The sequence below is a fragment of the Nonomuraea mangrovi genome, assembly GCF_042681425.1.
GTDB lineage: Bacteria > Actinomycetota > Actinomycetes > Streptosporangiales > Streptosporangiaceae > Nonomuraea > Nonomuraea mangrovi.
Map to the genome: position 1 here is coordinate 1 of NZ_JBHUFV010000016.1, position 23,716 is coordinate 23,716.

General features: G+C 70.7%; 22 protein-coding genes. 7 read left to right on the forward strand and 15 right to left on the reverse strand.

What is annotated here, in order from left to right; translation table 11 throughout:
• Positions 1-289 precede the first annotated feature (289 nt).
• Entirely contained in the window at positions 290-1,828 is a 1,539-nt protein-coding gene (locus tag ACFSKW_RS10105; RefSeq protein WP_379571544.1) for a glycosyltransferase family 39 protein, read from the forward strand.
• Positions 1,829-1,887: 59 nt separating this feature from the next.
• Here ACFSKW_RS10105 and tyrS read toward each other — a convergent pair whose 3' ends face one another.
• Positions 1,888-3,153 carry a tyrosine--tRNA ligase gene (gene tyrS / locus ACFSKW_RS10110; protein WP_379571546.1) on the reverse strand — a complete coding sequence of 422 codons (1,266 nt, stop codon included), beginning with the start codon at positions 3,151-3,153 and terminating at the stop codon, positions 1,888-1,890.
• Positions 3,154-3,234: 81 nt separating this feature from the next.
• Between tyrS and ACFSKW_RS10115 the strand changes: the two genes are divergently transcribed.
• Positions 3,235-3,639 (forward strand): PH domain-containing protein, encoded by a 405-nt coding sequence (locus ACFSKW_RS10115; protein ID WP_379571548.1) that lies wholly within the window; start codon positions 3,235-3,237, stop codon positions 3,637-3,639.
• Here ACFSKW_RS10115 and ACFSKW_RS10120 read toward each other — a convergent pair.
• The 9 genes from ACFSKW_RS10120 to argC form a co-directional block, all read right to left on the reverse strand.
• Positions 3,576-4,202, reverse strand: coding sequence for a DNA-3-methyladenine glycosylase (locus tag ACFSKW_RS10120; protein ID WP_379571550.1), 627 nt, complete (start codon positions 4,200-4,202; stop codon positions 3,576-3,578). The genes ACFSKW_RS10115 and ACFSKW_RS10120 overlap by 64 nt on opposite strands.
• On the reverse strand, positions 4,184-5,605 hold the full coding sequence (argH, locus tag ACFSKW_RS10125) for an argininosuccinate lyase (protein ID WP_379571551.1): 1,422 nt from the start codon (positions 5,603-5,605) through the stop codon (positions 4,184-4,186). The genes ACFSKW_RS10120 and argH overlap by 19 nt, the downstream gene beginning before the upstream one ends.
• Positions 5,606-5,639: 34 nt before the next feature.
• Positions 5,640-6,839 carry an argininosuccinate synthase gene (locus ACFSKW_RS10130; protein ID WP_379571553.1) on the reverse strand — a complete coding sequence of 400 codons (1,200 nt, stop codon included), beginning with the start codon at positions 6,837-6,839 and terminating at the stop codon, positions 5,640-5,642.
• A gap of 2 nt (positions 6,840-6,841) precedes the next feature.
• Positions 6,842-7,351: an arginine repressor gene (locus ACFSKW_RS10135; RefSeq protein ID WP_379571555.1), complete on the reverse strand. Its 510-nt coding sequence runs from the start codon at positions 7,349-7,351 to the stop codon at positions 6,842-6,844.
• A complete protein-coding gene (gene argF, locus ACFSKW_RS10140; RefSeq protein WP_379571557.1) occupies positions 7,348-8,346 on the reverse strand; it encodes an ornithine carbamoyltransferase in 999 nt (332 codons plus the stop codon). Before argF ends, ACFSKW_RS10135 begins: the two co-directional genes overlap by 4 nt.
• On the reverse strand, positions 8,339-9,508 hold the full coding sequence (locus tag ACFSKW_RS10145) for an acetylornithine transaminase (protein ID WP_379571559.1): 1,170 nt from the start codon (positions 9,506-9,508) through the stop codon (positions 8,339-8,341). The genes argF and ACFSKW_RS10145 overlap by 8 nt, the downstream gene beginning before the upstream one ends.
• Positions 9,508-10,380, reverse strand: a complete 873-nt coding sequence (argB, locus tag ACFSKW_RS10150; protein ID WP_379571561.1) for an acetylglutamate kinase — start codon at positions 10,378-10,380, stop codon at positions 9,508-9,510. Before argB ends, ACFSKW_RS10145 begins: the two co-directional genes overlap by 1 nt.
• Positions 10,377-11,531 (reverse strand): bifunctional glutamate N-acetyltransferase/amino-acid acetyltransferase ArgJ, encoded by a 1,155-nt coding sequence (argJ, locus tag ACFSKW_RS10155; protein WP_379571563.1) that lies wholly within the window; start codon positions 11,529-11,531, stop codon positions 10,377-10,379. The genes argB and argJ overlap by 4 nt, the downstream gene beginning before the upstream one ends.
• 67 nt (positions 11,532-11,598) lie before the next feature.
• Positions 11,599-12,624 carry an N-acetyl-gamma-glutamyl-phosphate reductase gene (argC, locus tag ACFSKW_RS10160; RefSeq protein ID WP_379571565.1) on the reverse strand — a complete coding sequence of 342 codons (1,026 nt, stop codon included), beginning with the start codon at positions 12,622-12,624 and terminating at the stop codon, positions 11,599-11,601.
• A gap of 213 nt (positions 12,625-12,837) precedes the next feature.
• Between argC and ACFSKW_RS10165 the strand changes: the two genes are divergently transcribed.
• The 4 genes from ACFSKW_RS10165 (at position 12,838) to ACFSKW_RS10180 (ending at position 16,875) form a co-directional block, all read left to right on the forward strand.
• Positions 12,838-14,484 (forward strand): class I adenylate-forming enzyme family protein, encoded by a 1,647-nt coding sequence (locus tag ACFSKW_RS10165; protein ID WP_379571567.1) that lies wholly within the window; start codon positions 12,838-12,840, stop codon positions 14,482-14,484.
• Positions 14,485-14,660: 176 nt separating this feature from the next.
• On the forward strand, positions 14,661-15,065 hold the full coding sequence (locus ACFSKW_RS10170; protein WP_379571569.1) for a hypothetical protein: 405 nt from the start codon (positions 14,661-14,663) through the stop codon (positions 15,063-15,065).
• 62 nt (positions 15,066-15,127) lie between these two features.
• Positions 15,128-15,478: a nuclear transport factor 2 family protein gene (locus ACFSKW_RS10175; protein ID WP_379571571.1), complete on the forward strand. Its 351-nt coding sequence runs from the start codon at positions 15,128-15,130 to the stop codon at positions 15,476-15,478.
• A 101-nt stretch (positions 15,479-15,579) separates the two neighbouring features.
• The gene (locus tag ACFSKW_RS10180) at positions 15,580-16,875 is read left to right on the forward strand and encodes an MFS transporter (RefSeq protein ID WP_379571573.1); all 1,296 of its coding nucleotides are present in this window, start codon (positions 15,580-15,582) and stop codon (positions 16,873-16,875) included.
• Positions 16,876-16,877: 2 nt separating this feature from the next.
• On the opposite strand, the gene ACFSKW_RS10185 is transcribed toward ACFSKW_RS10180, so the two are convergent.
• Together ACFSKW_RS10185 and ACFSKW_RS10190 are read right to left on the reverse strand one after the other, a co-directional pair.
• The gene (locus ACFSKW_RS10185; RefSeq protein ID WP_379571575.1) at positions 16,878-17,624 is read right to left on the reverse strand and encodes a metallophosphoesterase family protein; all 747 of its coding nucleotides are present in this window, start codon (positions 17,622-17,624) and stop codon (positions 16,878-16,880) included.
• A 60-nt stretch (positions 17,625-17,684) separates the two neighbouring features.
• On the reverse strand, positions 17,685-17,918 hold the full coding sequence (locus ACFSKW_RS10190; RefSeq protein WP_379571577.1) for a hypothetical protein: 234 nt from the start codon (positions 17,916-17,918) through the stop codon (positions 17,685-17,687).
• Between the two features lie 102 nt (positions 17,919-18,020).
• Between ACFSKW_RS10190 and ACFSKW_RS10195 the strand changes: the two genes are divergently transcribed.
• The gene (locus tag ACFSKW_RS10195; RefSeq protein WP_379572091.1) at positions 18,021-18,599 is read left to right on the forward strand and encodes a Uma2 family endonuclease; all 579 of its coding nucleotides are present in this window, start codon (positions 18,021-18,023) and stop codon (positions 18,597-18,599) included.
• Between the two features lie 77 nt (positions 18,600-18,676).
• Here the strand turns inward: ACFSKW_RS10195 and ACFSKW_RS10200 are convergent, their stop codons facing one another.
• The 3 genes from ACFSKW_RS10200 to ACFSKW_RS10210 all read right to left on the reverse strand — a co-directional run bounded on the left by ACFSKW_RS10200 (position 18,677) and on the right by ACFSKW_RS10210 (position 23,559).
• Positions 18,677-21,232, reverse strand: a complete 2,556-nt coding sequence (locus tag ACFSKW_RS10200) for a phenylalanine--tRNA ligase subunit beta (RefSeq protein ID WP_379571579.1) — start codon at positions 21,230-21,232, stop codon at positions 18,677-18,679.
• On the reverse strand, positions 21,232-22,329 hold the full coding sequence (gene pheS / locus ACFSKW_RS10205; RefSeq protein ID WP_379571581.1) for a phenylalanine--tRNA ligase subunit alpha: 1,098 nt from the start codon (positions 22,327-22,329) through the stop codon (positions 21,232-21,234). The genes ACFSKW_RS10200 and pheS overlap by 1 nt, the downstream gene beginning before the upstream one ends.
• Positions 22,330-22,476: 147 nt before the next feature.
• Positions 22,477-23,559: a sensor histidine kinase gene (locus tag ACFSKW_RS10210; RefSeq protein ID WP_379571583.1), complete on the reverse strand. Its 1,083-nt coding sequence runs from the start codon at positions 23,557-23,559 to the stop codon at positions 22,477-22,479.
• Positions 23,560-23,716: the final 157 nt, after the last annotated feature.

The following is a 23,716-nucleotide window of genomic DNA, read 5'->3' on the forward strand; positions in this document are numbered from 1 at the left end:
CGATTTGATGTCAAACCGGCGAACCTGGCTACAATCTCGACCACCCCGTCTCCGGGGCAACCCTCTCAACTTACCCTGCCATTGGGCGCTTGTCCAATCAACCGATTTTCCGGGTGATACGGGGGTGCGCCGTGGTAGCTGGCTGCGTTGAGAAGAAGTTCCCCCTCGGGGCCCGTCCGCCGTCTGCGGCGTCCGGCTCGCTCCCGGGGCACAGACGAGATTAGGTCGCGATCGGCATCCCGTCAAATCCGCGTCTGGCATGTCGATCTCTGCCCGTATCCTCCACTGGGTGACCGCCACGATCTCCGCACCCGACAGCCCGCCGCGCGCCCTGCCCCGCACCCCTCCATGGGCCGCCGTCGCGGCCGGCATCGTGGCCTGCGCCATCGCGCTGACTGGGTCGGGCGCAGCCACGCTCAACGGCGACGAGCTGGCCACGCTCAGCGCGGCCGGGCGAGACATCTCCGGCCTGTGGGAGCTCGCCCAGCACATCGACGGCCACTTCCTGCCGTACTACCTCTTCATGCACTTCTGGACCAAGCTCGGCACCTCCGAGCTCTGGCTCCGCCTCCCCTCGGCGCTCGCCATCGGCGTGACCGCCGCCTTCCTGGTCTCGCTCGGCCGCCGCCTGCACGGTCCGACCGTGGGCCTCACCGCCGCCGCGCTGTTCGCCGTGCTCCCGTCGGTCTCCTACTACGGCGCCTTCGCCCGGTCCTACGCCTTCGCCGCCGCGGCCGTCACGATCTCCGTCTGGTGCCTGCATCGCGCGACCCGGTTCCCGCATCACGCGAGCCCGTTCCCGGACCACGCGAGCACCCTGGACCACGCGAGCACCTTGGACCGTTCCGGCCCCCGCGATCGTGCGAACCCGTCCCTCGATCGTGCGCGATGGGTCCAGTACGCCCTGTCCGTGGCGTTCGTCGGTTGCACGCACCTGTTCGCCGTCCTCGTCCTCCCCGCACACCTCGCACTCCTGCGACGGGGCACCGCCGTGAAGACGGTCCTCGCCATGGGCGCGGGCTTCGTCCCCGCGGCCGTGCTCGGGCTCATCGGGTACGGCGAGCGCCACGCGATCAGCTGGATCCCCCAGCGCGGCCCGGAGGTCCTGCTCAAGTTCCCCAAGATGGCGGCGGGTGCGAGCGAGATCGGCCTGCTGCTGTTCGCGGTCGCTCTGGCCGGGGCCGTGCTCATGGCCAGGCGGGACAGGCGGTGGGGTGCGGCGCTCGCCGGTTGGCTGGTGCTCCCGCCGGTCCTGCTGCTGGCGGTCTCCCACCTGGTGACACCTGCCTACGTCGACCGCTACCTCTTCGTCACCGCTCCGGCGCTCGCGCTGCTGGCGGCGATCGCGGTGGCCGAGCTGCCCAGGTTCGCCGTCCCTGCCGCCGTGGCCCTCACGCTCGCCGCGGGCGCGCTGGCCGTGCCGCAGCATCTGGAGATCCGCGAGTCCAACGGCCGCTTCGAGGACGTCCCGTGGGCGATCCGCCGGATGAGGCTCGAGCCAGGCGACGCGATCGTGTACGGCCAGAGCTCCCTGCGCGCCGGCTTCGACTACTACGCGAAGGCCGTCATGCCCGACGACGTCCTGCGCGAGGGCGCCGCGCCGGCGCCCGACAGCTTCGGCTACCCCGAGAAGGAGGACGTCGCCGCCGCGCTCAAGGGCCGCGACAGGCTGTGGCTGGTGTGGCGGGGCGCGAAGAACGAGGACCTGCCCGCGATCGAGAAGGTACGGCAGGCGGGCTTCGGCCGCGTTCAGGCCTGGCACTCGGCCGACATCCCCGGCCTTACCGTCGCCCTGTACAGCAGGGCCCCGGAGTCCGCTGACGGCTAGGCCCTGGAACGCAGAAGGGCGGGCCTCCGCTGAGGAAGGCCCGCCCGTCAAGCGGCGGGTCAGCCGACGACGACGCCGCCGATCGACTTCTTGCCGCGACGCAGCACCAGGAACCGGCCCTGCAGCAGATCGTCCGAGTTGGGCGCGAAGGCCTCATCCGTGATCTTCACGTTGTTGAGGTACGCGCCGCCCTCCTTGATGGCGCGCCTGGCGGCCGACTTCGACTCCACGAGGCCGCTTTCGGCCATCAGGTCCGCCAGCGAGGCGCCGAGCGCGTCGACCTTGGCCAGCGGCACCTCGGCCAGCGCGGACTCGAGCGTCGAGGCGGCCAGCTCCTCCAGCGAGCCCTGCCCGAACAGCGCCTTCGACGCCGCGACCACGGCCGCCAGCTCGTCGGCCCCGTGCACCATGGTGGTGAGGTCCTCGGCCAGCGCCCGCTGCGCCTCGCGGGCGAACGGCCGCTCGGCCACCGCCTTCTCCAGTTCCTCGATCTCCTCCCGCGAGCGGAAGGTGAACACCTTGAGGAAGCGCACCACGTCGCGGTCGTCGGCGTTGAGCCAGTACTGGTAGAACGCGTACGGCGAGGTCAGCGCGGAGTCCAGCCAGACGGCGCCGCCGGCGGTCTTGCCGAACTTGGTGCCGTCGGCCTTGGTGATCAGCTTGCCGGTGAGCGCGTGCACGTGGCCGCCCTCGACGCGGCGGATCAGGTCGACGCCCGCGGTGATGTTGCCCCACTGGTCGCTGCCGCCCAGCTGCAGCGTGCAGCCGTGCCGTCTGAACAGCTCCAGGTAGTCGTTGGCCTGAAGGATCTGGTAGCTGAACTCGGTGTAGCTGAGCCCGTCACCGCCCAGCCGCGCCGCCACGGACTCGCGGGCGAGCATGCGGTTGACGGGGAAGTGCTTGCCGACGTCGCGCAGGAAGTCGATCGCCGACAGCTCGGAGGTCCAGTCGAGGTTGCTGACCAGCGTCGCCGCCGTCGGCCCCGACTCGAAGGAGAGGAACTTCTCCACCTGGACGCGGATGCGGCGAACCCACTCCGCCACGACCTCGGAGGTGTTCAGCGCCCGCTCGGTGCTGCGCCCACTGGGGTCGCCGATGAGGCCGGTGGCCCCGCCGACCAGCCCGATCGGCTTGTGCCCCGCCCGCTGGAACCTGGTCAGGATGAGCAGCGTGGCCAGGTTGCCGACGTGCAGGGAGGGCGCGGTGGGGTCGAAGCCCGCATAGACCGTGATCGGACCCTCGGACAGCGCCTTGCGCAGCGCGTCGATGTCGGTGGTCTGCGCGAGCACGTCGCGCCATTCGAGCTCATCGAGGATGTCGGTCACGGCTTTCCCAAGGTTGAGGTTGACTGGCTACAGCCTGCCCGATAGGCGGGCATCCTCGCCACTTGGATACGCTCGGTGTCCATGTGGAGGGTCCGTCGCGAGCTGGCCGTTTTCAAGATCCTAGGGGCTCTGGCGTGTGCGGGGCTCGGCGTCTACTGGTATCTGGCCGGTGACGTGCGCGGCGTGATCCTGGCCGTGCCGGGGGCCCTGCTGGTGGGCGCGATGGGCGTCAGGGACGTGCTCGCCCCCGTACGGCTGGCCGCCGACGAGAGCGGCATCACCGTCGTGCACGGGTTCATGGGCAGGCGCCATGTCCCGTGGGAGCAGATCGAGGACGTGCGGGTCGACGTGCGCAGGCGGTTCGGCCTGCGCAGCGAGCTGCTCGAGATCGACACGGGCGACCATCTTCACCTGCTGAGCGGCTACGAGCTCGGCGGCGCGTCCTGCACGGAGGTGGCCGCGTTGTTGCGCCGCCGCGGGGTGTGAGCGCGGTACGGCGAGACGGTCGGGTCGCCGGCGATCCAGAACCGCCACGGGGTGTCGGCGCCGGTGGAGATCCCGGTCCTCGGCCCTGAGGCGACCTGCGGGACCGGATCGCCCGCCATGACGTTTCCCACCATGTCGAGGCCGTTGTCGGGGCGGCCGATGCCGAGCGCGACGGCCAGCCTGGCCGGTCCGCGTGCCAGGTCGCGATCCTTGGCGCCCGGTCTGCGGGCACGTGCCTCGGAAAGGCCCGAAACGATCTCGCCGGCGCGCAGCAGCACCGCCGAGCCGTGTCCCTCGGGCAGGCACACGAGGTTGGCGCAGTAGTGCATGCCGTACGTGAAGTAGACGTAGAGGTGTCCCGGCGGGCCGAACATGACCGCGTTGCGCGGGGTGCGGCCGCGGTAGGTGTGGGACGCGGGGTCCTCCCCCGGCAGGCCGTACGCCTCGACCTCGGTCAGCCTGACGGCGACGTCGCCGTGGACGAGGACGCGCCCGAGCAGCTCGGGCGCGACCTCGTCGGCGGGCCTGTCGAAGAAGTCCCTCGTCAGAAGTTCGACGCCCATGCCGCCTGCACGTCGACGGTCTCGCGCAGGGCGGCGAGCTGGTCGCGGACCCTGTCGGGCGCGGTGCCGCCATGCGCCTTGCGCGCGGCCAGCGCGCCGGGCACGTTGAGGACGTCGCGGACGTCCGGCGTCAGGTGCTGGGACACCTTGGCCAGGTCCTCGTCGCTCACGTCGCCCAGGTCGACGTCGTTGACCTGGCAGTAGACGACCAGGTGGCCGACGGCCTCGTGCGCGTCGCGGAAGGCCACGCCCTTGCGGACCAGCAGCTCGGCGAGGTCGGTGGCCAGGGCGAAGCCGTCGGAGGCCGTCGCCGACATGCGGGCGGTGTTGACGCGCATGGTGGAGACCAGCCCCGCCACCGCGGGCAGCACGAGGAGCAGGGTGTCGACGGTGTCGAAGACGGGCTCCTTGTCCTCTTGCAGGTCGCGGTTGTAGGTGAGCGGCAGGCCCTTGAGCACGGTCAGCAGCGACATGAGGTTGCCGATGAGCCGTCCCGACTTGCCACGGGCGAGCTCGGCCACGTCGGGGTTCTTCTTCTGCGGCATGATCGACGAGCCGGTCGAGTAGGCGTCGTCCATCTCGATCCAGCGGAACTCCTGCGAGGCCCACAGGACGATCTCCTCGCCCAGCCGTGACAGGTGCACGCCGATCATCGCGGCGTCGAACAGGAACTCAGCGGCGAAGTCGCGGTCGGCGACGGCGTCCATCGAGTTCGGCGCGGCGGCGTCGAAGCCGAGCTCGGCGGCGACGACGACGGGGTCGAGCGGCAGCGAGGAGCCGGCGAGCGCGCCGGAGCCCAGCGGCGAGACGGCGGCCCGCCTGTCCCAGTCGATCAGGCGGTCGATGTCGCGCGCGAAGGCGTGCACGTGCGCCAGCAGCTGATGGCCGAACGACACCGGCTGCGCGTGCTGCAGGTGCGTCATGCCGGGGGCCGCCGTGTCGGCGTGGGTCTCTGCCTGGGCCATGAGCGCCGTCTCCAGCTCCACCAGCCTGGAGACGATGGTGCGCGCGTGGTCGCGGAGGTACAGGCGCAGGTCCGTGGCGATCTGGTCGTTGCGGCTGCGCCCGGCGCGCAGCTTGCCGCCGAGGGAGCCGAGCCGTTCCAGCAGCCCGCGTTCCAGCGCGGTGTGCACGTCCTCGTCGGCGACCGTCGGCCGGAACTCGCCGTTCTTGCAGGCGCGCTCCAGATCGTCGAGCGCGCCGATCATGCGCTCGAGCTCTTCGTCCGTCAGCAGGCCCGCCCGATGCAGCACGCGGGCGTGCGCCCGCGAGGCCATCAGGTCGTACGGCACCAGCCGCCAGTCGAAGTGCACGCTCACCGACAGCCGAGCCAGCGCGTCGGCAGGGCCCGACTCGAAGCGCCCGCCCCACAGCCTCATCGGCTTGCCATCACTCACCGTCATACCCTCCGTCTTTTCCGCGAAGTCCCCCGCGATCCTAGCCATGCTTGACGTCACGGGCTGCAGCGATCTTGGACGGCAGGCTCCACAGCTGGACGAATCCCTTGGCGAGCGACTGGTCGAAGGTGTCGCCGGTGTCGTAGGTGGCCAGCGAGAAGTCGTACAGCGACTGCTCGGAGCGCCTGCCGGTGACGACGGCGCGGCCGGCGTGCAGGGTCATCCTGATGTCGCCGCTGACATACTTCTGCGCGTCGGCGATGAGCGTGTCGAGGGCGTTCTTCAGGGGCGAGAACCACAGGCCGTCGTAGACGAGTTCGCTCCAGCGCTGGTCCACGCCGCGCTTGAAGCGCGCCAGGTCGCGTTCGACGGTGACGTTCTCCAGCTCCATGTGCGCGGTGATCAGCGCGATCGCGCCGGGCGCCTCGTAGACCTCGCGCGACTTGATGCCGACGAGCCGGTCCTCGACCATGTCGATCCTGCCGACGCCCTGGGCGCCCGCGCGCCTGTTCAGCTCGTCGATGACCTGGAATGGCGTGAGCGCGCGGCCGTCGAGGGCCACGGGGACGCCGTGCTCGAAGGTGATGACGACCTCGTCGGCCTCGCGCGGCTGGGCGGGGTCGGAGGTGTAGGCGTAGATGTCCTCGGTCGGACCGTTCCAGATGTCCTCGAGGTAGCCGGTCTCGATGGCCCTGCCCCACAGGTTCTGGTCGATCGAGTAGGGGTTCTTCTTCGTGGTCTCGATCGGCAGGCCCTTGTCCTCGGCGAAGGCGATGGCCTTGTCGCGGGTCCAGGCGAAGTCGCGGGCGGGGGCGACGACCTTGAGGTCGGGGGCGAGCGCGGCCAGCCCCGCCTCGAAACGGACCTGGTCGTTGCCCTTGCCGGTGCAGCCGTGGGAGACCGTGGTGCCGCCGAACTGCTTGGCCGCGGAGACCAGGTGCTTGACGATCAGCGGCCGCGACAGCGACGACAGCAGCGGGTAGCGGTCCATGTAGAGGGCGTTGGCCTGCAGCGCGGGTACGCAGAAGTCGGCCGCGAACTCGTCTTTGGCGTCGATGACGACGGACTCGACCGCGCCGCAGTCGATGGCGCGCTTCTGGATGACGTCCATGTCCTCGCCGCCCTGGCCGAGGTCGACGGCGACGGCGATGACCTCGGCGTCCATCTTCTCGGCGAGGAAGGGGATGGCGACGGAGGTGTCAAGGCCCCCTGAGAAGGCTAGGACGACTCTCTCGGACATGATCATGATCCTTTGCGGTTGGCGATGTTGAGCAGGGCGTCGGCGACCGACTGCCCGCCCTGCGGATCGCGGCTGATGACGAGGATGGTGTCGTCTCCCGCCACGGTGCCGAGGATGGACTCCCAGTCGGCGTGGTCGATGGCGGAGGCGAGGAACTGGGCGGCGCCGGGCGGTGTCCTGACGATGACCAGGTTGGCCGAGGCCTCGGCGGAGACGAGGAGCTCTTCGGCGATGCGGTTGAGCCTGGCCGCGGGCGACTCCCCGGTGCCGAGGCGGGCCAGCGGAATGCGACCGCCGCCCTCGCCGGGCAGCGCGTAGACCAGCGAGCCGTCCTCGGCACGCAGCTTGAGCGCGCCGAGCTCGTCCAGGTCGCGGGAGAGCGTGGCCTGGGTGACCTCGACCCCGCTCTCGGCCAGCAGCTTGGCCAGCTCGGGCTGGGAGCGCACGGCCTGACGCTGCAGCAGATCGGTGATCTTCGCCTGCCTGGCGACCTTGGTCATGGGAATGGTCATCGGGCCTCCTTCGTCGGCCCGAACGTACTGTGTTCGCCTGTGCTCTCGCCGCGCCCGGTCACCAGCCAGTGCAGGAGTGCCTTCTGCGCGTGGCGGCGGTTCTCCGCCTGGTCCCACACCACGCTGCTCGGCCCTTCGAGGACCTCGGCGCTGATCTCGTAGCCGCGGTAGGCGGGCAGGCAGTGCAGCACGATCGCCTCGGGCGCCGCGTGCGCCATCAGCGCGGAGTTCACCTGGTACGGCATGAGCGCGGCCACGCGCTCCTCCTTGCCGTCCTGTCCCATGGACACCCAGGTGTCGGTGGCCACGACGTCCGCGCCGTGGGCGGCGACGACCGGGTCCTGGTGGACGACGACGGAGCCGCCCGTCCGTTCCGCGATCGCCGCGGCCCTGGTGAGGATCTCGGGATCGGGCTGGAAGCCGAGGGGGGCGCCGATCCGCACGTGCATGCCCGCGGTCGCGCCGCCGAGCAGGTAGGAGTGGGCCATGTTGTTGGCGCCGTCGCCGAAGTAGGCGAGGGTCAGCCCCGCCGTCCTGCCGAAGCTCTCCCTGACGGTCTGCAGGTCGGCGAGGATCTGGCAGGGGTGGTACTCGTCGGTCAGCGCGTTCACCACGGGAACGTTCGAGGCCGAGGCCATGGCGACGATGCGCTCCTGGCCGCCGGTCCGCCACACGATGGCGGCGACCTGGCGCTCCAGCACCTTGGCGGTGTCCTCGATCGGCTCGCCGCGGCCCATCTGGGAGGTGCCGCCGTCGATGATCATGGGTAGGCCGCCCAGCTCGCCGATGCCGACGGCGAAGGAGATGCGGGTCCTGGTGGACGGCTTGTCGAACAGGACGGCGACGGTCTTGGGGCCCTCGAAGGGCCGGTAGCCGTACGGGTCCTTCTTCATCGCGGCGGCCAGGTCGAGGACCTCGGCCTGCTCATCGGGCGACAGATCGTCGTCCTTGAGGAAGTGCCTGACGTGCGCAGGGTCCGCGCCGTGCCTAACCATGCGAGGCCTCCGTGAGGATCGAGGGAAGGGCGGCCACGAGCGACCGGATCTCCTCGGCCGTCACGACCAGCGGAGGGGCGAGCCGTACCGCGTCTGGTTGCAGGGCGTTGACCAGGAAGCCGGCGTTCTGCGCGGCCTGCTGCACCTTGACGGAGACGGGCTCGTTGAGCACCAGGGCGAGCCACAGGCCGCGGCCGCGCACGCCCTTCAGCAGCGGGTGCCGCACGCCCTCCAGCCCCGACCACAGCAGCTCGGCGGCCCGGTTGACGTGGTCGAGGTCGACGTTGTCCAGGACGGCGAGCGCGGCGGCGCACGAGACGGGGTTGCCGCCGAACGTCGAGCCGTGATCGCCCTTCTCGAACAGCGTGCCGGCGAAGCCGAAGCCGACGCAGGCGCCGATCGGCAGCCCGCCGCCGAGGCCCTTGGCCAGGGTCAGGATGTCGGGGACGACGCCGTCGGCCTGGTGCGCGAACCAGTGTCCCGTCCTGCCGATGGCCGACTGGATCTCGTCGGCGACCAGCAGCGCTCCGGCCGAGGTGCAGATCTCCCTCGCGGCCTTGAAGTAGCCGTCCGGTGGCGGCACGACGCCCGCCTCGCCCTGCGTGGGCTCCAGGAAGACGGCGACGCACTCCTCGGTGACGGCCTGGGCGAGGGCGTCGGCGTCGCCGTACGGCACGAAGCGGACCTCGACGGGGAACGGGCCGAACTGGTCGCGGATCGCCTTCTTGCCGGTCAGCGAGAGGGCGCCGATGGTGCGGCCGTGGAAGCCGTTCTCGGTGGCGACGAAGTAGGAGCGGCCGGTGGCCCTGCCGTACTTGAGCGACAGCTTGTAGGCGGCCTCGTTCGCCTCGGTGCCGGAGTTGGCGAAGAAGACCTTGGCGGGCTCTTTCAGCAGCTCGAGCAGCTTCTCCGCGAGCAGCACCTCGGGCTCGTGCAGGAACAGGTTGCTGGTGTGGGCGATGGTGGCCACCTGCTTGGAGACCGCTTCCACCAGCGCGGGGTGGGCGTGGCCGAGCGAGTCGACCGCGATGCCGCCGATGAAGTCCAGGTACGGCCTGCCGTCCAGGTCCCACACCGTGGTGCCCTCGCCTCGGGCCAGAGCCAGCGGCGGGACGCCGTAGTTCGGCATGAAGGCGTTCTCGAACCTCTCATACAGGTTCATCAGGGCATCACCATGGTTCCGATTCCGTGGTCGGTGAAGATCTCGAGCAGCAGGGAGTGCGGCACGCGGCCGTCGAGGACGTGCGCCTGGGGCACGCCGCCGCGTACGGCGGTCAGGCACGCCTCCATCTTGGGCACCATGCCGCTGGACAGCGTGGGCAGCATCTCGGCCAGCTCGTCCGCCTTGAGCTGGTCGATCACGTCGGTGTCGTCGGGCCAGTTGGCGTACAGGCCCTCGACGTCGGTGAGGACGATCAGCTTCTGCGCCTGGAGCGCGACGGCGAGCGCTGCGGCCGCGGTGTCGGCGTTGACGTTGTAGACCTGGCCGTCCTCTCCGCGGGCGACGCTGGAGACGACGGGGATGCGGCCGTTGTCGAGCATGGCCCGGACGGCGCCGGGGTCGACCCTGACGATCTCGCCGACCTGGCCGATGTCGACAGCCTCGCCGTCGACGATGGCGTGCTTGCGCTCGGCGGTGAACAGGTGGGCGTCCTCGCCCGACATGCCGACCGCGAAGGGGCCGTGGTGGTTGATCAGGCCGACGACGTCGCGGTTGACCTGGCCGACCAGGACCATCCTGACGACCTGCATGGCCTCGGGGGTGGTGACCCGAAGTCCGGCGGTGAACGTCGACTCGATGCCGAGCCGGTCGAGCTGGGCGTTGATCTGCGGCCCTCCGCCGTGCACGACGACAGGCTTGAGCCCGGCGTAACGCAGGAAGACGACGTCCTCGGCGAAGCCCTCCTTGAGGGCCTCCTCGGTCATGGCGTTGCCGCCGTACTTGATGACAACGGTGGCGCCGCTGAACCTGGCCAGCCACGGCAGCGCCTCGATCAGCGTGCTCGCCTTGGCGAGCGCTCCGTTGGCTCTCATGAGCTGTACGCCGAGTTCTCGTGCACGTACGCGGCGGTCAGGTCCGTGGTGTGGATGGTCGCCGAGTGCGGGCCTGCCGACAGGTCGACGGTGATGGTGACATCGCGCGGGCGCATGTCCACCTTGGCGCGATCGTCGCCGACGGCGCCGCCCCTGCAGATCCAGATGCCGTTGATGGCGACGTTGATCCGGTCGGGCTCGAAGACCGCGTCGGTGGTGCCGACCGCCGACAGCACGCGGCCCCAGTTCGGGTCCTCGCCGTGGATGGCGCACTTGAGCAGGTTCGAGCGGGAGACCGTGCGGCCGACCTTGACCGCGTCGTCCTCGCTGGCGGCGCCGACGACCTCGATGGCGATCGCCTTGGAGGCGCCCTCGGCGTCGACCAGCAACTGCCGTGCCAGGTCGGCGCAGACCTCGGTGATCTTCTTCTCGAACTCGCCGAGGTCGGGGGTGACGCCGGAGGCGCCGCTGGCCAGCAGCAGGACGGTGTCGTTGGTCGACATGCAGCCGTCGGCGTCGAGCCGGTCGAAGGTCTTCGACGTGGCCTTGCGCAACACCGCGTCGAGCTGTTCCGAGGTGAGGTCGGCATCCGTGGTGATCACGCAGAGCATGGTCGCCAGCGCGGGGGCGAGCATGCCTGCGCCCTTGGCCATGCCGCCGACCATGTAGCCGCCGTCGCCGCGCTTGAAGGAGATCTTCGAGACGGTGTCAGTGGTGCGGATGGCGTCGGCGGCGGCCAGTCCGCCGTCGCGCGAGAGCTGCGTAGCGGCGCTGTCGACGCCCGCCAGCAGCGTCTCCATGGGGAGCCGCTCGCCGATCAGGCCGGTGGAGCACACCGCGATCTCGCCCGCGGAGTCGGCGAGCACGCCGGCGACCTTCTCGGCCGTGGCATGGGTGTCCTGGAAGCCCTCGGGTCCCGTGCAGGCGTTGGCGCCGCCGGAGTTGAGGACGACCGCGCGCACCCTGCCGCCTGCCAGGACCTGCTGCGACCACAGGACAGGGGCGGCCTTCACGCGGTTGGCGGTGAAGACGCCCGCCGCGGCGCGGCTGGGCCCCTCGTTGACGACGAGGGCCAGGTCGCGGTGTCCGCTGGCTTTGATGCCTGCGGCGATGCCCGCGGCCTTGAAACCGAGGGGCGCTGTGACGCTCATGCGTCCTCCTTCGTCGGACGCATGAGCGTCAACGCACAGTGTCTGATGGTTCCCTCGCTACGCTCGCTCACGGGGCGACTCCGTTCTGGGGAAGACCGAGCTCTTCGGGTAGGCCGAGGGCGAGGTTGACGCTCTGGATCGCGCCTCCCGCCGTGCCCTTGGTGAGGTTGTCGATGGCGATGACGGCGACCACGCGGCCGGCCCGCTCGTCGAGCGTGACCTGCAGGGCGGCGGTGTTGGCGCCGTAGGTCATCGCGGTGGCGGGCCAGGTGCCCTCGGGCAGCAGCGTGACGAACGGCTCGTCCTTCAACGCGCTCTCGTACGCCTCGCGGAGCGCGGCCCTGGTGAGGCCGGGGGCGGCGGGAGCCGTACAGGTGGCGAGGATGCCGCGGCTCATGGGTGCCAGCATCGGGGTGAAGGCGACGGTGACAGGGACGCCCGCGACGGCCGACAGGCTCTGCTCCATCTCGGGGGTGTGGCGGTGGACGCCGCCGACGCCGTACGCGCTGACCGAGCCCATGACCTCGCTGCCGAGCAGGTTCGGTTTGAGCGCCTTGCCCGCGCCGCTGGTGCCGGTGGCGGCCACAACGACCACGTCGGGCTCGGCGACGCCCGCGCCGAAGGCGGGGAACAGGGCGAGCGTGACGGCCGTCGGGTAGCAGCCGGGTACGGCGATGCGCCGCGCGGCCTTGAGGAGGTCGCGCTGTCCGGGAAGCTCGGGCAGGCCGTAGGGCCAGGTGCCGGCGTGGTCTCCGCCGTAGAATTCGGCCCACGCGGCGGGGTCGGCGAGCCGGTGGTCGGCGCCGCAGTCGACGACCACGGTGTCGGCGTCGAGCTGGGCGGCGATCGCGGCGGACTGGCCGTGCGGGAGCGCGAGGAAGACCACGTCGTGCCCGGCGAGGATCTCGGGCGTGGTCTCCTGGATGACGCGGCCGGCCAGCTGGGGCAGGTGCGGCTGGTGAGCGCCGAGCGGACTGCCGGCGCTCGTCGCCGCGGTCAGCGCGCCTATTTCCAGCTCGGGGTGCATGAGCAGCAGGCGCGCGAGCTCACCCCCGGCGTAGCCGCTGGCTCCGGCGATCGCCACACGCTGCATATCCATTCACCCTTACTCATGTTTTTGCTTAGAAAGATTATGCATGCGAGCCGATGGGCATGCAAGCGAGCCGGGCCGGAGTGTCCACATGTCGAGATCGGACCAAACGCCTATTTAGTGCATAACCACTCACAGTTGCGGATCTAGCGCGACGTACCTACCGGTCGGTACTGTGAAACCTCCGGTTAACAGACCCTGCGGGAGTTCTTGCCCATGAGCATCACGCACGCCCAGGTCCAGGCCCAGCTCACGGCTGCCGGCCAGCTGTTCGAAACCGAAGAGCTCGGCTCCGGGATCCGCACGTGGAAGCACGCACCGGGACACTTCCGCACCCTGCTCGAGAACAGCCGCTTCCAGGGCGAGAAGGTCTTCCTCGTCTACGAGGACGAGCGCATCACCTACGAGGAGCACTACCGGCGGGCGGCGACGCTGGCGCGCAGGCTCGTCGACGACTACGGCGTCGCCAAGGGCGACAGGGTCGCCATCGCCATGCGCAACTACCCCGAATGGGTCGTCTCCTTCTCCGCCGTGCTGGCGGCGGGGGCGATCGCCGTACCACTGAACGCCTGGTGGACCGCGCAGGAGCTCGCCTACGGGGTCTCCGACTCCGGAGCCAAGGTGCTGATCGCCGACGGCGAGCGGGCCGAGCGCCTCGCGGACACGGGCGTGCCGATGATCGTCACCAGGGGCGCGGGCCGCGGGCGGCCGTGGGACGAGGTCATGGGCGAGGTCAGGGCGGACGTGACACTCCCCGAGGTGGAGCTGTCACCGGAGGATCCCGCGACGATCTTCTACACCTCCGGCACGACGGGACTGCCCAAGGGCGCGCTCGGCAGCCACCGCAACCTCGGCCAGGCGCCGATGACCGTCGCCTACTCGCTCGTCAGGGCGGTCGTCCTGGCGGGCAAGGACCCGTCGGGCGTGTCCGGGGAGCGGCGGGTCACGCTGCTGACAGTGCCGCTGTTCCACGTGACCGGGTGCTTCGCCGCCCTCATGGGCACCATGTTCACCGGCGGCGGGCTCGTGCTCATGTACAAGTGGGACCCCGAGCTGGCGCTCCGGCTCATCGAACGCGAGCAGATCACCGGCATGACCGGTGTGCCCACCAACGCCTGGCAGCTGCTGTCGCACCCCGACGTGGGCAAGTACGACCTGTCCTCGCTCAGCGGCATCTCGTACGGCGGCGCCCCCGCCCCGCCCAAGCTCATGGAGCGCATCACCGCCGAGCTGCCGGGCCGCGCGCCCAGCAACGGGTACGGCATGACGGAGACGACGGCGCTGGCCATCAACAACTCCGGCGCCGACTACGCGCGCAGGCCGGACAGCATCGGGCTGCCGTCGGCGGTCGTGGACGTCCGCGTCTCCGACCCCACAGGGGCGCCGGTGCCCGTGGGCGAGATCGGCGAGCTGTGCCTGAGGGGGCCCAACGTCATCCTCGGGTACTGGAACAAGCCCGCGGCCACGGCCGAGACGTTCGTCGACGGATGGCTGCACACGGGCGACCTGGCGCGGGTGGACGACGAGGGATTCGTGTACATCGTCGACAGAGCCAAGGACATGGTGATCCGCGGGGGCGAGAACGTCTACTGCGCGGAGGTGGAGGCGGCGCTGTTCGAGCACCCGTCCGTGGACGACGTGGCGGTGATCGGGGTGCCGCACGACGAGCTCGGCGAGCAGGTCGGGGCGGTGGTCCGGCTGTCGGGACCCGCCACCGCCGAAGAGCTGACCACGTTCCTGAAGGAGCGCATAGCGGGGTTCAAGGTGCCCTCCCACTACTGGTTCAGGGAGGCCGAGCTGCCCAGGAACCCGGGCGGGAAGATCCTCAAGACGCGGCTGCGCCAGGAGGTCCTCGCCCTCTGACGCCGCATGACGTCGCGCCGCGTCCCCTTTCGGCCGGGGCGCGGCCGATTTTCTTTCTCTTTCCGCAGGTCAGCGCCCCGCAGGGCGGCGCCGTTACCTCGCGCGTAATCGCGGGCTTGATGTCACGGATGACACGGTTGCACCACCGGAACGAAACACCTCCGAAGGAGCACCCGATGACCACCATCCCCGTCACCGCCGACCGGACCAGGTTCCTGCGCATGGCCCTGGCCGCGGACGCCGTCGTCACCGGTGGCAACGGCCTGATCTACCTGCTCGCCGCCGCTCCCGTCAGCGGCCTCCTCGGCCCGGACGCGGGGATCCTGCGCGAGATCGGCGTCTTCCTCCTCGTGTACGGCGCGGCCGTCGGATTCCTCGCCGGCAGGGCGAACATCAGCAGGGCCGCCGCCCAGGTGGTGATCGCCCTGAACATCGTCTGGACCCTCGGCAGCGTCGCCGCCGTCGCCACCGGCCTCATGGAGTTCACCACCATCGGCGCGATCTGGGCGATCGCCCAGGCCCTCGTGGTCGGCGCCTTCGCCGAGCTGCAGATCATGGGCCTGCGCAAGGCCGCCCGCTGACTCCCCGGCCACACACCGACCTGACCGACCATCCTGAACATCACTCGAAAGGGCGAACCATCATGACGATCGTCGAGCGCTACCTGGCCGCGTGGAACGAGACCGACGCCGAGGCCCGCGCCAAGGCCGTCGCCGAAGTCTGGACCGAGGACGCCACCTACACCGACCCGCTGGCGGACGTGGCGGGACACGATGGCATCGACGCGGTGATCGCCGGAGCCCAGGAGATGTTCCCCGGCCTGGTCTTCACCCCCGGCGAGCTGCACGACGCCCACCACGACCTGGTCCGCTTCACCTGGCACCTCGGCCCCGCCGGCGGCGAGGCGCTGGCCGTCGGGTTCGACGTGGTGAAGCTGGCCGAGGACGGCAGGATCCGCCAGGTGCTCGGCTTCCTGGACAAGGTGCCCGGCTGACTCTCCCCCACCGCAGGCCCCCTGGATACCAGGGGGCCTGCTTCATGCCATGGCGAAAACCCTTTGCGCCGGCAGGCGGACCCGAAACAGAATGAACTCTCGTGTCCGATCGACTCAGGCGCCTGCTCGCTCACTTCACCATCGACCTGGGCCCGCTGCGCGACTCGCGCGACTACCGGCTGCTGATGGCCTCAGGCGTCATCACCATGTTCGGCACGTTCATCACGATGGTCGCGGTGCCGTACCAGATGAAGGAGCTGACCGGCTCCTACGTCGCGGTCGGCCTGGTGAGCCTGGCGGAGTTCGTGCCCATGGTGATCTGCGGGCTGTGGGGCGGGGCGATCGCCGACGCGCTCGACCGGCGCAAGGTCATCCTGCTGGGCGAGGTCGGGCTGATGGTCACCTCGGCGCTGCTGATGGTCAACGCGATGCTGCCCGACCCCCAGATCTGGGTGCTGTACCTGGTCGGCGCCCTGTCGACCGGCCTGGCCAGCCTGCAGCGGCCGAGCCTGGAGGCGCTGATCCCGCAGGTCGTCAGGCACGAACAGCTCGGGTCGGCGGCGGTGCTGGCCAGCCTGCGCTGGAACGTCGGCGCCATCACCGCGCCCGCGCTCGGCGGCCTGCTGGTGACCACGTTCAGCGTGGCCACCGCCTACGCGGTCGACACGGTCTCCTTCGTGCTCTCCCTGCTGCTGCTGTGGCGGATCAGGGCCGTGCCGCCGAAGGAGAACGCCGCCCCCGCGTCGCTGCGCTCGATGGTGGAGGGCGTCCGCTACGCGGTGAGCAGGCGCGACCTGATGGGCACCTACCTGGTCGACATCGCCGCGATGGTGTTCGCCATGTCGACGGCGCTGTTCCCGTTCATCGTCGACCACTACGGCGCGCCGCAGGCGCTCGGCCTGCTGTATTCGGCCGGAGCGGTCGGCTCGCTCGTCGCCTCGCTCACGGGGGCCTGGGCGGCGCGCGTGCAGCGGCAGGGTCTCGGGGTGATCCTGGCGGCCGCGCTGTGGGGAGCCGCGATCGCGCTCGCGGCGGTGATCCCCAACATCTGGGCGATCTTCTTCTGCCTCGCGCTGGCCGGCGCGGCCGACATGATCAGCGGCATCTTCCGGATGACCATGTGGAACCAGACCATCCCGGAAGAACTACGCGGCCGCCTGGCAGGCATCGAGTTGCTCTCCTACGCCAGCGGCCCGATGCTCGGCAACGCGCGGGCGGGGCTGATGGCGCAGGCGGGCGGCGCCAGGTTCTCGATGGGCGTGGGCGGGCTGCTGTGCGTGGGCTCGGTGGCGCTGCTGGCGTGGCTGCTGCCGTCCTTCCGTTCCTACGACGCCAGGACCAGCGAGCACGCCCTGGCCGAGAAGGCCCGCAGGGCGAGCGCCCCCGCGGAGGCGTGAGGCTAGGCGGGCCTGCCCTCGGCCTTGCCGAACACGCGCAGCGCCTCGGCGTCGGAGTGGACGCCTGTGACGTAGTCGGCCACCCAACCCTCGGCGTCGGCGAACCCGCTCTCCGCGACGATCCGGTCCGCCGCCGCCCGGGCGTCGAAAAGTGTGCGACGCAGCGTGACCGCGCCGCTGCCCGCGTCGAGCAGCGCCCAGTGGGCGCCCACCGTGCCGTACGGCATGCCGACCGAGCCCGGGTTGACCACCAGCCTGCGGTCGACGAGCCTGACGAACGGCATGTGCGTGTTGCCGAGCACGACCGTGTCGGCCGTGACACCGTCGAGCACCTCGGCCCACCGCTCGAGCGTGCTGTCGACCAGGATCATTTCGTCGTCGCGCCGCGGCGTGGCGTGCACGAACAACGTCGTGCCGAGCGCGCCCAGCTCCAGCTCCAGCCCCGCGGGCAGGCCCGCCAGCAGCTTCACCTGGTCCTCGCGCAGCCGCTCCCCCGCCCACTGCGAGATCGGGTACGCGCTGGGACTGCCGTGCGCCACCTCCACCAGCTCACGGTCGGCGTTGCCGTTCACCCACAGCGCCCGCTGGCCCAGCGAGACCAGCAGGTCGAGCGTCTCGACCGGCTGCGGCCCCGCCGCCATGTCGCCGGTGAGCACGAGCCGGTCGGCCGCCGCGACGTCGGGCTCGGCCAGGACGGCCTCCAACGCGGGCAGCACGCCATGGATGTCGGACAGAACGGCGATGCGCATGCCTTCACGCTGCCGGAGCGGGCTGGGGCCCCTCAAGGTCTTTCACCCGAGGCGCAACGGTCAGCCGCTCTCGCGCCAGCCGTCCCGCTCCTCCACCAGCGCGTCGACCTGGGGCAGGTGCTTCCCGTCGAGCCCTTCGAGCACGACGAGCCACTGCGCGTCCTCGGCGTCGTCCTCGCCCGCGAGCGTCTCCCTGACCACGGCAGGCACGCCGAGCCCTGGAAACCACTCCGCCAGCGTCTCTGCCACCTCTTCGGCGTCGTCCCGCTCGGCGAACACCAGCAACTGCCTCATGGACGAAAAGCCTAGAGGTCGGCCCCGCTTCCTCGTTCGCCAGGCCGGAGCGGCGTAGATTGCTACCGTAGACGTATGACGGCCGAAGCGGTGATCCCGGAGATGAAGCCTCCCTCGCTGCCCGACTGGGTCTTTCCTCCGCCGGAAGGGTTCGTCGCGGAGGACCTCGATCACATTCCGGAATTGCCTGCGCACACTGAGTTGATTGACGGAAGCTTGGTGTTCGTGAGCCCACAGCGCGACTTCCATACGTCGATCATGTACGTCCTTCAGAAGGGTCTGCTCGAAAGCGTCCCCACAGGGCACAGGGTGCGTAGGGAGATGGGCGTCAAACTGGGCCCCAGCCAGCGGCCGGAGCCTGACATGCTGGTTCTCGGGCCGGAGACCACGATCGAGCGGGACACCACCTTCTTCGAGGCCAGGCACGTCCTTCTGGTCGCCGAAGTCGTGTCGCCCGACTCGGCGGTGCGCGACCGTAAGCGCAAGCCACAGCTCTACGCGGAAGCGGGCATCAAGCACTTCTGGCGCGTCGAGAACGACGCGGACCGCATCGTCGTCTACGTCTACGAGCTCGATCCCGCCACGGCCGCCTACGCGCTCACCGGCATCCACCACGACAGGCTGAAGCTCACCGTGCCGTTCGACCTCGACATCGACCTCACCGAGATCGACCGGCTCTGACCGGGGCCCGACGACACGACGCCGGGCATGACGAAGGGGCCCGAGGTGATCCTCGGGCCCCTTCGTCGTGTCCGGGCCTACGCCCCGCGCAGCTGGGCGCCGACGCGGTCGGCGGCCATCGCGACGGCCGCGTCGCGGGCGGCGGTGGTCTCCTCCACCGTCAGCGTGCGGTCGGCGGCGCGGAAGCGCAGCGTGTAGGCCAGCGACTTGTTGCCCTCGCCCACCTGCGCCCCGGTGTAGACGTCGAACAGCCGCACCGCCTCCAGCAGCTCGCCCGCACCGTCACGCAGCGCCGCCTCGACGTCCGCGACGGGAGTCCAGTCGGGGACGATCAGCGCGACGTCCTGAGTGGCGACCGGGTAGGAGGAGACGGGAGGCGTCTCGACCGGGCCCGGCATGGCCTGCTCCAGGCGGGTCAGCTCCAGCTCCATCGCGCTGGTGCGCGGCGGCAGGCCGTACGCCTCGACCACCCTGGGGTGGAGCTCGCCCGCGTGGCCGACGAGCACATCGCCCACGTAGAGGGCGGCGCACCTGCCGGGATGCCACGGCTCGTGCTGGTCGGCGACCACGGTGACGTCCACGCGCGCCTCCCCGGCCACCAGCCGGGCCGCCTGGACGGCATCGGCCCACGTGGCCTGGCGGCCCTTGCCCCACCAGCCGGAGCGCTCGAACTCGCCCGCCAGGACGACGGCGACCCGCTGCGGCTGCCTGGGCAGCGCCGCCTCGATCGACTGGAGCTCCTCGGGCGAGGGGCGGTGGTCGACGCCGAGCACGGGCGCCTTGGCGGGCGCGCCCTCGACGGGCCGGTAGACCAGGCCCGTCTCGAAGAGCGCCACGTCGCCGAAGCCGCGGCCCACGTTGCGTACCAGCGTCTTGAGCAGGCCGGGCAGCAGCGTGGTGCGCAGCAGCGGCTCGTCCTCCGACAGCGGGTTGGCCAGCCGCACGGCTCGGCGGCGCTCGTCGCCGTCCGGCAACTGCAGGTGATCGAGGTCGCGCTCGCCGATGAACGGGTAGGCGAGCACCTCGACGTAGCCCGCGCCGGCCAGCGCGCGGCCGACCCGCCTGCGCAGGCGCTGCGCCTCGGTCAGCCCCGCTCCCGCGGGCGCCTTGGGCAGGATCGAGGGCAGGTCGGCGTAGCCCTCGAGCCGGATGACCTCTTCGGCCAGGTCGTTGGGGTCGGTCAGGTCGGGACGCCACGACGGCGGCGTCACGGTGATCATGTCGTCGCCCGTCACCGCCAGCAGCCCGTCGGTGTCGCCGCCCGACACCACGCCCGTGGCGTCGACTCCGCCGCGCTGCGGCGCGGGGTCGGCGCCCGCCACGACCTCGCAGCCCACCTGCTCCAGGCGGGTGACGACCGTCTCACGCGAGTACGGCACGCCGGCCACGTCGCCGGGGTGCGAGGTCGGAATCGCGATCCGCACCCGCGACACCTCGGTCTGGGCATGCGTCACGCCGGGAACCTCGGTGGCCCCGCCGAGCGAGGTCAGCAGCTGCACCGCCCGCCACGAGGCGACCAGCGGCAGCTCGCGGTCGACGCCGCGCTCGAAGCGCTTGGACGCCTCCGACACCAGGTTGTGCCTGCGGGACATGCGGGCAGTGCCGGTGGCGGAGAAGTGGGCCGCCTCGATCACGATGTCGGTCGAGGCGTCGGAGATCTCGGTGCGCAGGCCGCCCATGGTGCCGGCCATCGAGATCGCGCCCGATCCGTCGGTGATCAGGATGTCGTCGGTGTCGAGCTTGCGGACGACGTGGTCGAGGGTCTCCAGCGTCTCGCCCTGCGCCGCGCGCCGTACGACGATCTCGCCGGTCAGCTTCGAGCGGTCGAAGGCGTGCAGCGGCTGGCCGAGCTCCAGCATCACGTAGTTGGTGACGTCGACGGCCAGCGACACCGGTCGCATGCCCGCCCTGGTGAGCCTGGTCCGCATCCACAGCGGGCTGGGCGCCGACGGGTCGAAGTCGCGCACCTCGCGCAGCACGAACCTGTCGCACGCGGTCGGGTCGCCGATCGAGGCGGGGTAGGACGCCTCGGTGTCGGCGGGCAGCTCGACGGCCGCGGGGTCGTGGAAGGCCACGCCGAAGGCGACGGCGGCCTCGCGCGCCACGCCCCTGATCGACAGGGAGTAGCCGATGTCGGGGGTGATCTCCAGCTCGAGCACGTCGTCGCGCAGGCCGAGCAGCTCCACCACGTCGGTGCCGATCGGGGTGTCCTTGGGCAGGACCATGATGCCGTCGTGGTCGTCGCCCAGGCCGAGCTCACGCTCGGAGCAGATCATGCCCTCGGACAGCCGCCCGTAGGTCTTGCGCGCGCCGACCTCGAAACCACCCGGCAGCACGCCGCCGGGCAGCACGACGGGCACGCGGTCGCCGGCCACGAAGTTGCTGGCGCCGCAGACGATCTGGCGCGGCTCTGCCTCGCCGACCTCGACCATGCAGTGGCGGATCGGCTTCTTGAAGCCGGTCAGCTCCTCGACGGTGAGCACCTCGCCGACGACGACGTTCTTCACGTCGTGGCCGTGGGAGGTGATGCTCTCGAGCTTGAGGCCTGCGGCGGTGAGCTTGTCCGCCACCTCGTGCGCGGTGACGGCGGGGAGGTCGACGTGCTCCCGCAGCCAGGAAAGCGGGACCTTCATCAGATCTCCATTCCGAACGGGAGGGTGAAGCGGACGTCGCCCTCGACCATGTCACGCATGTCTTCGGCGTTGTGGCGGAACATCAGCGTCCGCTCGATGCCCATGCCGAAGGCGAAGCCGGAGTACTTGCGCGGGTCGACGCCGCAGGCGACGAGCACGCGCGGGTTGACCATGCCGCAGCCGCCCCACTCGATCCAGCCCTCGGACTTGCAGGTGCGGCACGGCGGGTTGCCCGGGACGGCCGAGGCGCCCCTGCACACGAAGCACTTCAGGTCCATCTCGGCCGAAGGCTCGGTGAAGGGGAAGTAGTTGGGCCTGAACCTGGTCGTGATGCCCTCGCCGAACATGACCTCGGCGAACCTGTCGAGCGTGCCCTTCAGGTGGGCCATCGTCAGGCCCTCGTCGATCGCCAGGCCCTCGACCTGGTGGAAGACGGGCGTGTGGGTGGCGTCGAGCTCGTCGGTGCGGAACACCTTGCCAGGCGAGACGACGTACACCGGCACGCCCCGCTGCAGCAGCGCCCTGATCTGCACCGGCGAGGTCTGGGTGCGCAGCACCTTGCCCGAGTCGGTGGACTCCACGAAGAACGTGTCGTGGTCGGAGCGGGCGGGGTGGTCCGTCGCGATGTTGAGCGCGTCGAAGTTGAACCACTCGCCTTCGAGCTCGGGACCCTCGGCGACCTCGTAGCCCATCGCGACGAAGGTGTCGGCGATGCGCTCCTGCATGGTCGTGAGCGGGTGGCGGGCGCCCCTCGGGGCGCGGTCCCACGGCAGCGTGACGTCGACGGTCTCCTCGACCAGGACGCGGGCGTCGCGCTCGGCCTCCAGCTCGGCCTGGCGCGCGGCGAGGGCCTCGTTGATCGCCTTGCGGGCGCCGCCGATGCGCTTGCCCGCCTCGGCGCGGGCCGCGGGCGGCAGGGCGCCGATCTCGCGGTTGGCCAGCGCGATCGGCGAGCGGTCTCCGGCGTGCGCGAGGCGCACCTGCTTGAGTTCGTCGAGGTCGCCCGCCGCCTTGATCGCGGCGACGGCGTCGGCCTCCGTGCGCGCCAACTCGTCGGCGTGCAGAGGGGTGACCTCGACGGGGTCGTAGTCAGACAAGAGAGAGCTCCGTATCCAGGGCTTGAGCGGACCCGAGTCTAGTCGGATCGGCAGGAAGGGTCGTGCGCGGCGACACCTGCCTGTGGAAAACGGGAGGCCGCGCGCCGCGCCTGTGGAAAGCCCGTCGGGGTCCTTGCTCGCCGTACGTCAGGCGAAGTCGGGGGTCCCGGCGGGCATGGTAAATCGGAACTCAGCCCCGCCCTCGGGCGCCCGCTGCACGGTGATCGTGCCGCCGTGGGCCTCGACCAGGCCCTTCACGATGAACAGGCCAAGACCCGTGCCGCCGCGCCTGCGGCTGTTGCCTCGCCAGAACTGCCTGAACACGCGCGGAGCCAGCTCGGGCGCGACGCCCTCGCCCTGGTCTCGCACGGACACGGCAACTCCCCAGCCGACGGATTCGATGTCGATCGTGACGGTGCCCCTACCGTGGCGCACCGCGTTCTCCACCAGGTTACCGAGAATCTGGTCGATCTTGTCGCCGTCGAGCCACATCTCGGGCAGCTCGTCGGCGACCGACAGCCTGAAGCGGCTCTCCGGCTCCCCCGCGGCCACCCTGCCTGCGATGATCTTGCGGGCTCGGGCGGGGATGTCGACGACGGCCCGGTGGATCTCCAGCCGCCCCGACTCGATCCTGGAGACGTCGAGCAGCTCGGTGATCAGCCTGGTGACCCTGTCGGCGTCGTTGTTGACCGTCTCCAGCATCACGAGCTTCTGCTCTTCGGTGAAGCGCGACCACTTGGCCAGCAGCGTCGCGGTGAACCCCTTGACGCTGGTGAGCGGGGAACGCAGCTCGTGGGCGACGGTGGAGACCAGGTCGGCTCGGCTGCGTTCCAGCCTGGCCCTCGCGCCGCCGTCCCTCAGCGTGATCGTGACGCGCGTGACGTCGCCGCCGCGCTCGGGCTCGCGCACCAGCCTGGCCGACACGTGCAGCTCCTGCCCGCCGGGCAGGTGCAGCGGCCGCTCGGGCACCCTGGTCCTGGTGCGCAGGCCGCCGTCGGGGTCGAGGCACTTCCACCACTCGCGGCCGTCGTGGTCGCGGAACGGGAACACCTCGTTGAGGTCACCGCCGACCGCGCGCTCACGGCTGACGCCGGTGAGCCTGGCCGCGGCCCTGTTGACGGCGAGGACCACGCCGAAGCGGTCGGTCACGATGAGGCCGTCGGGAAGGTCGTCGATCGGCACCGTGCACGCCGGATCGGCCGCTCGCCAACCGGTATCTTCGCCCTGCACGAACCCCGCCTCCTCGACCTACAAGGGCGACAATAGCGGGTTTCGCACGCCCGAGGGCACCCGCGCACATGCCGCGAACCCCTGTACGGCACCGGTTTTCCGCCGTTCGCCACCCACCGTGCACGACCATCGCCGAGCCGCCACCCACCGTGCACGG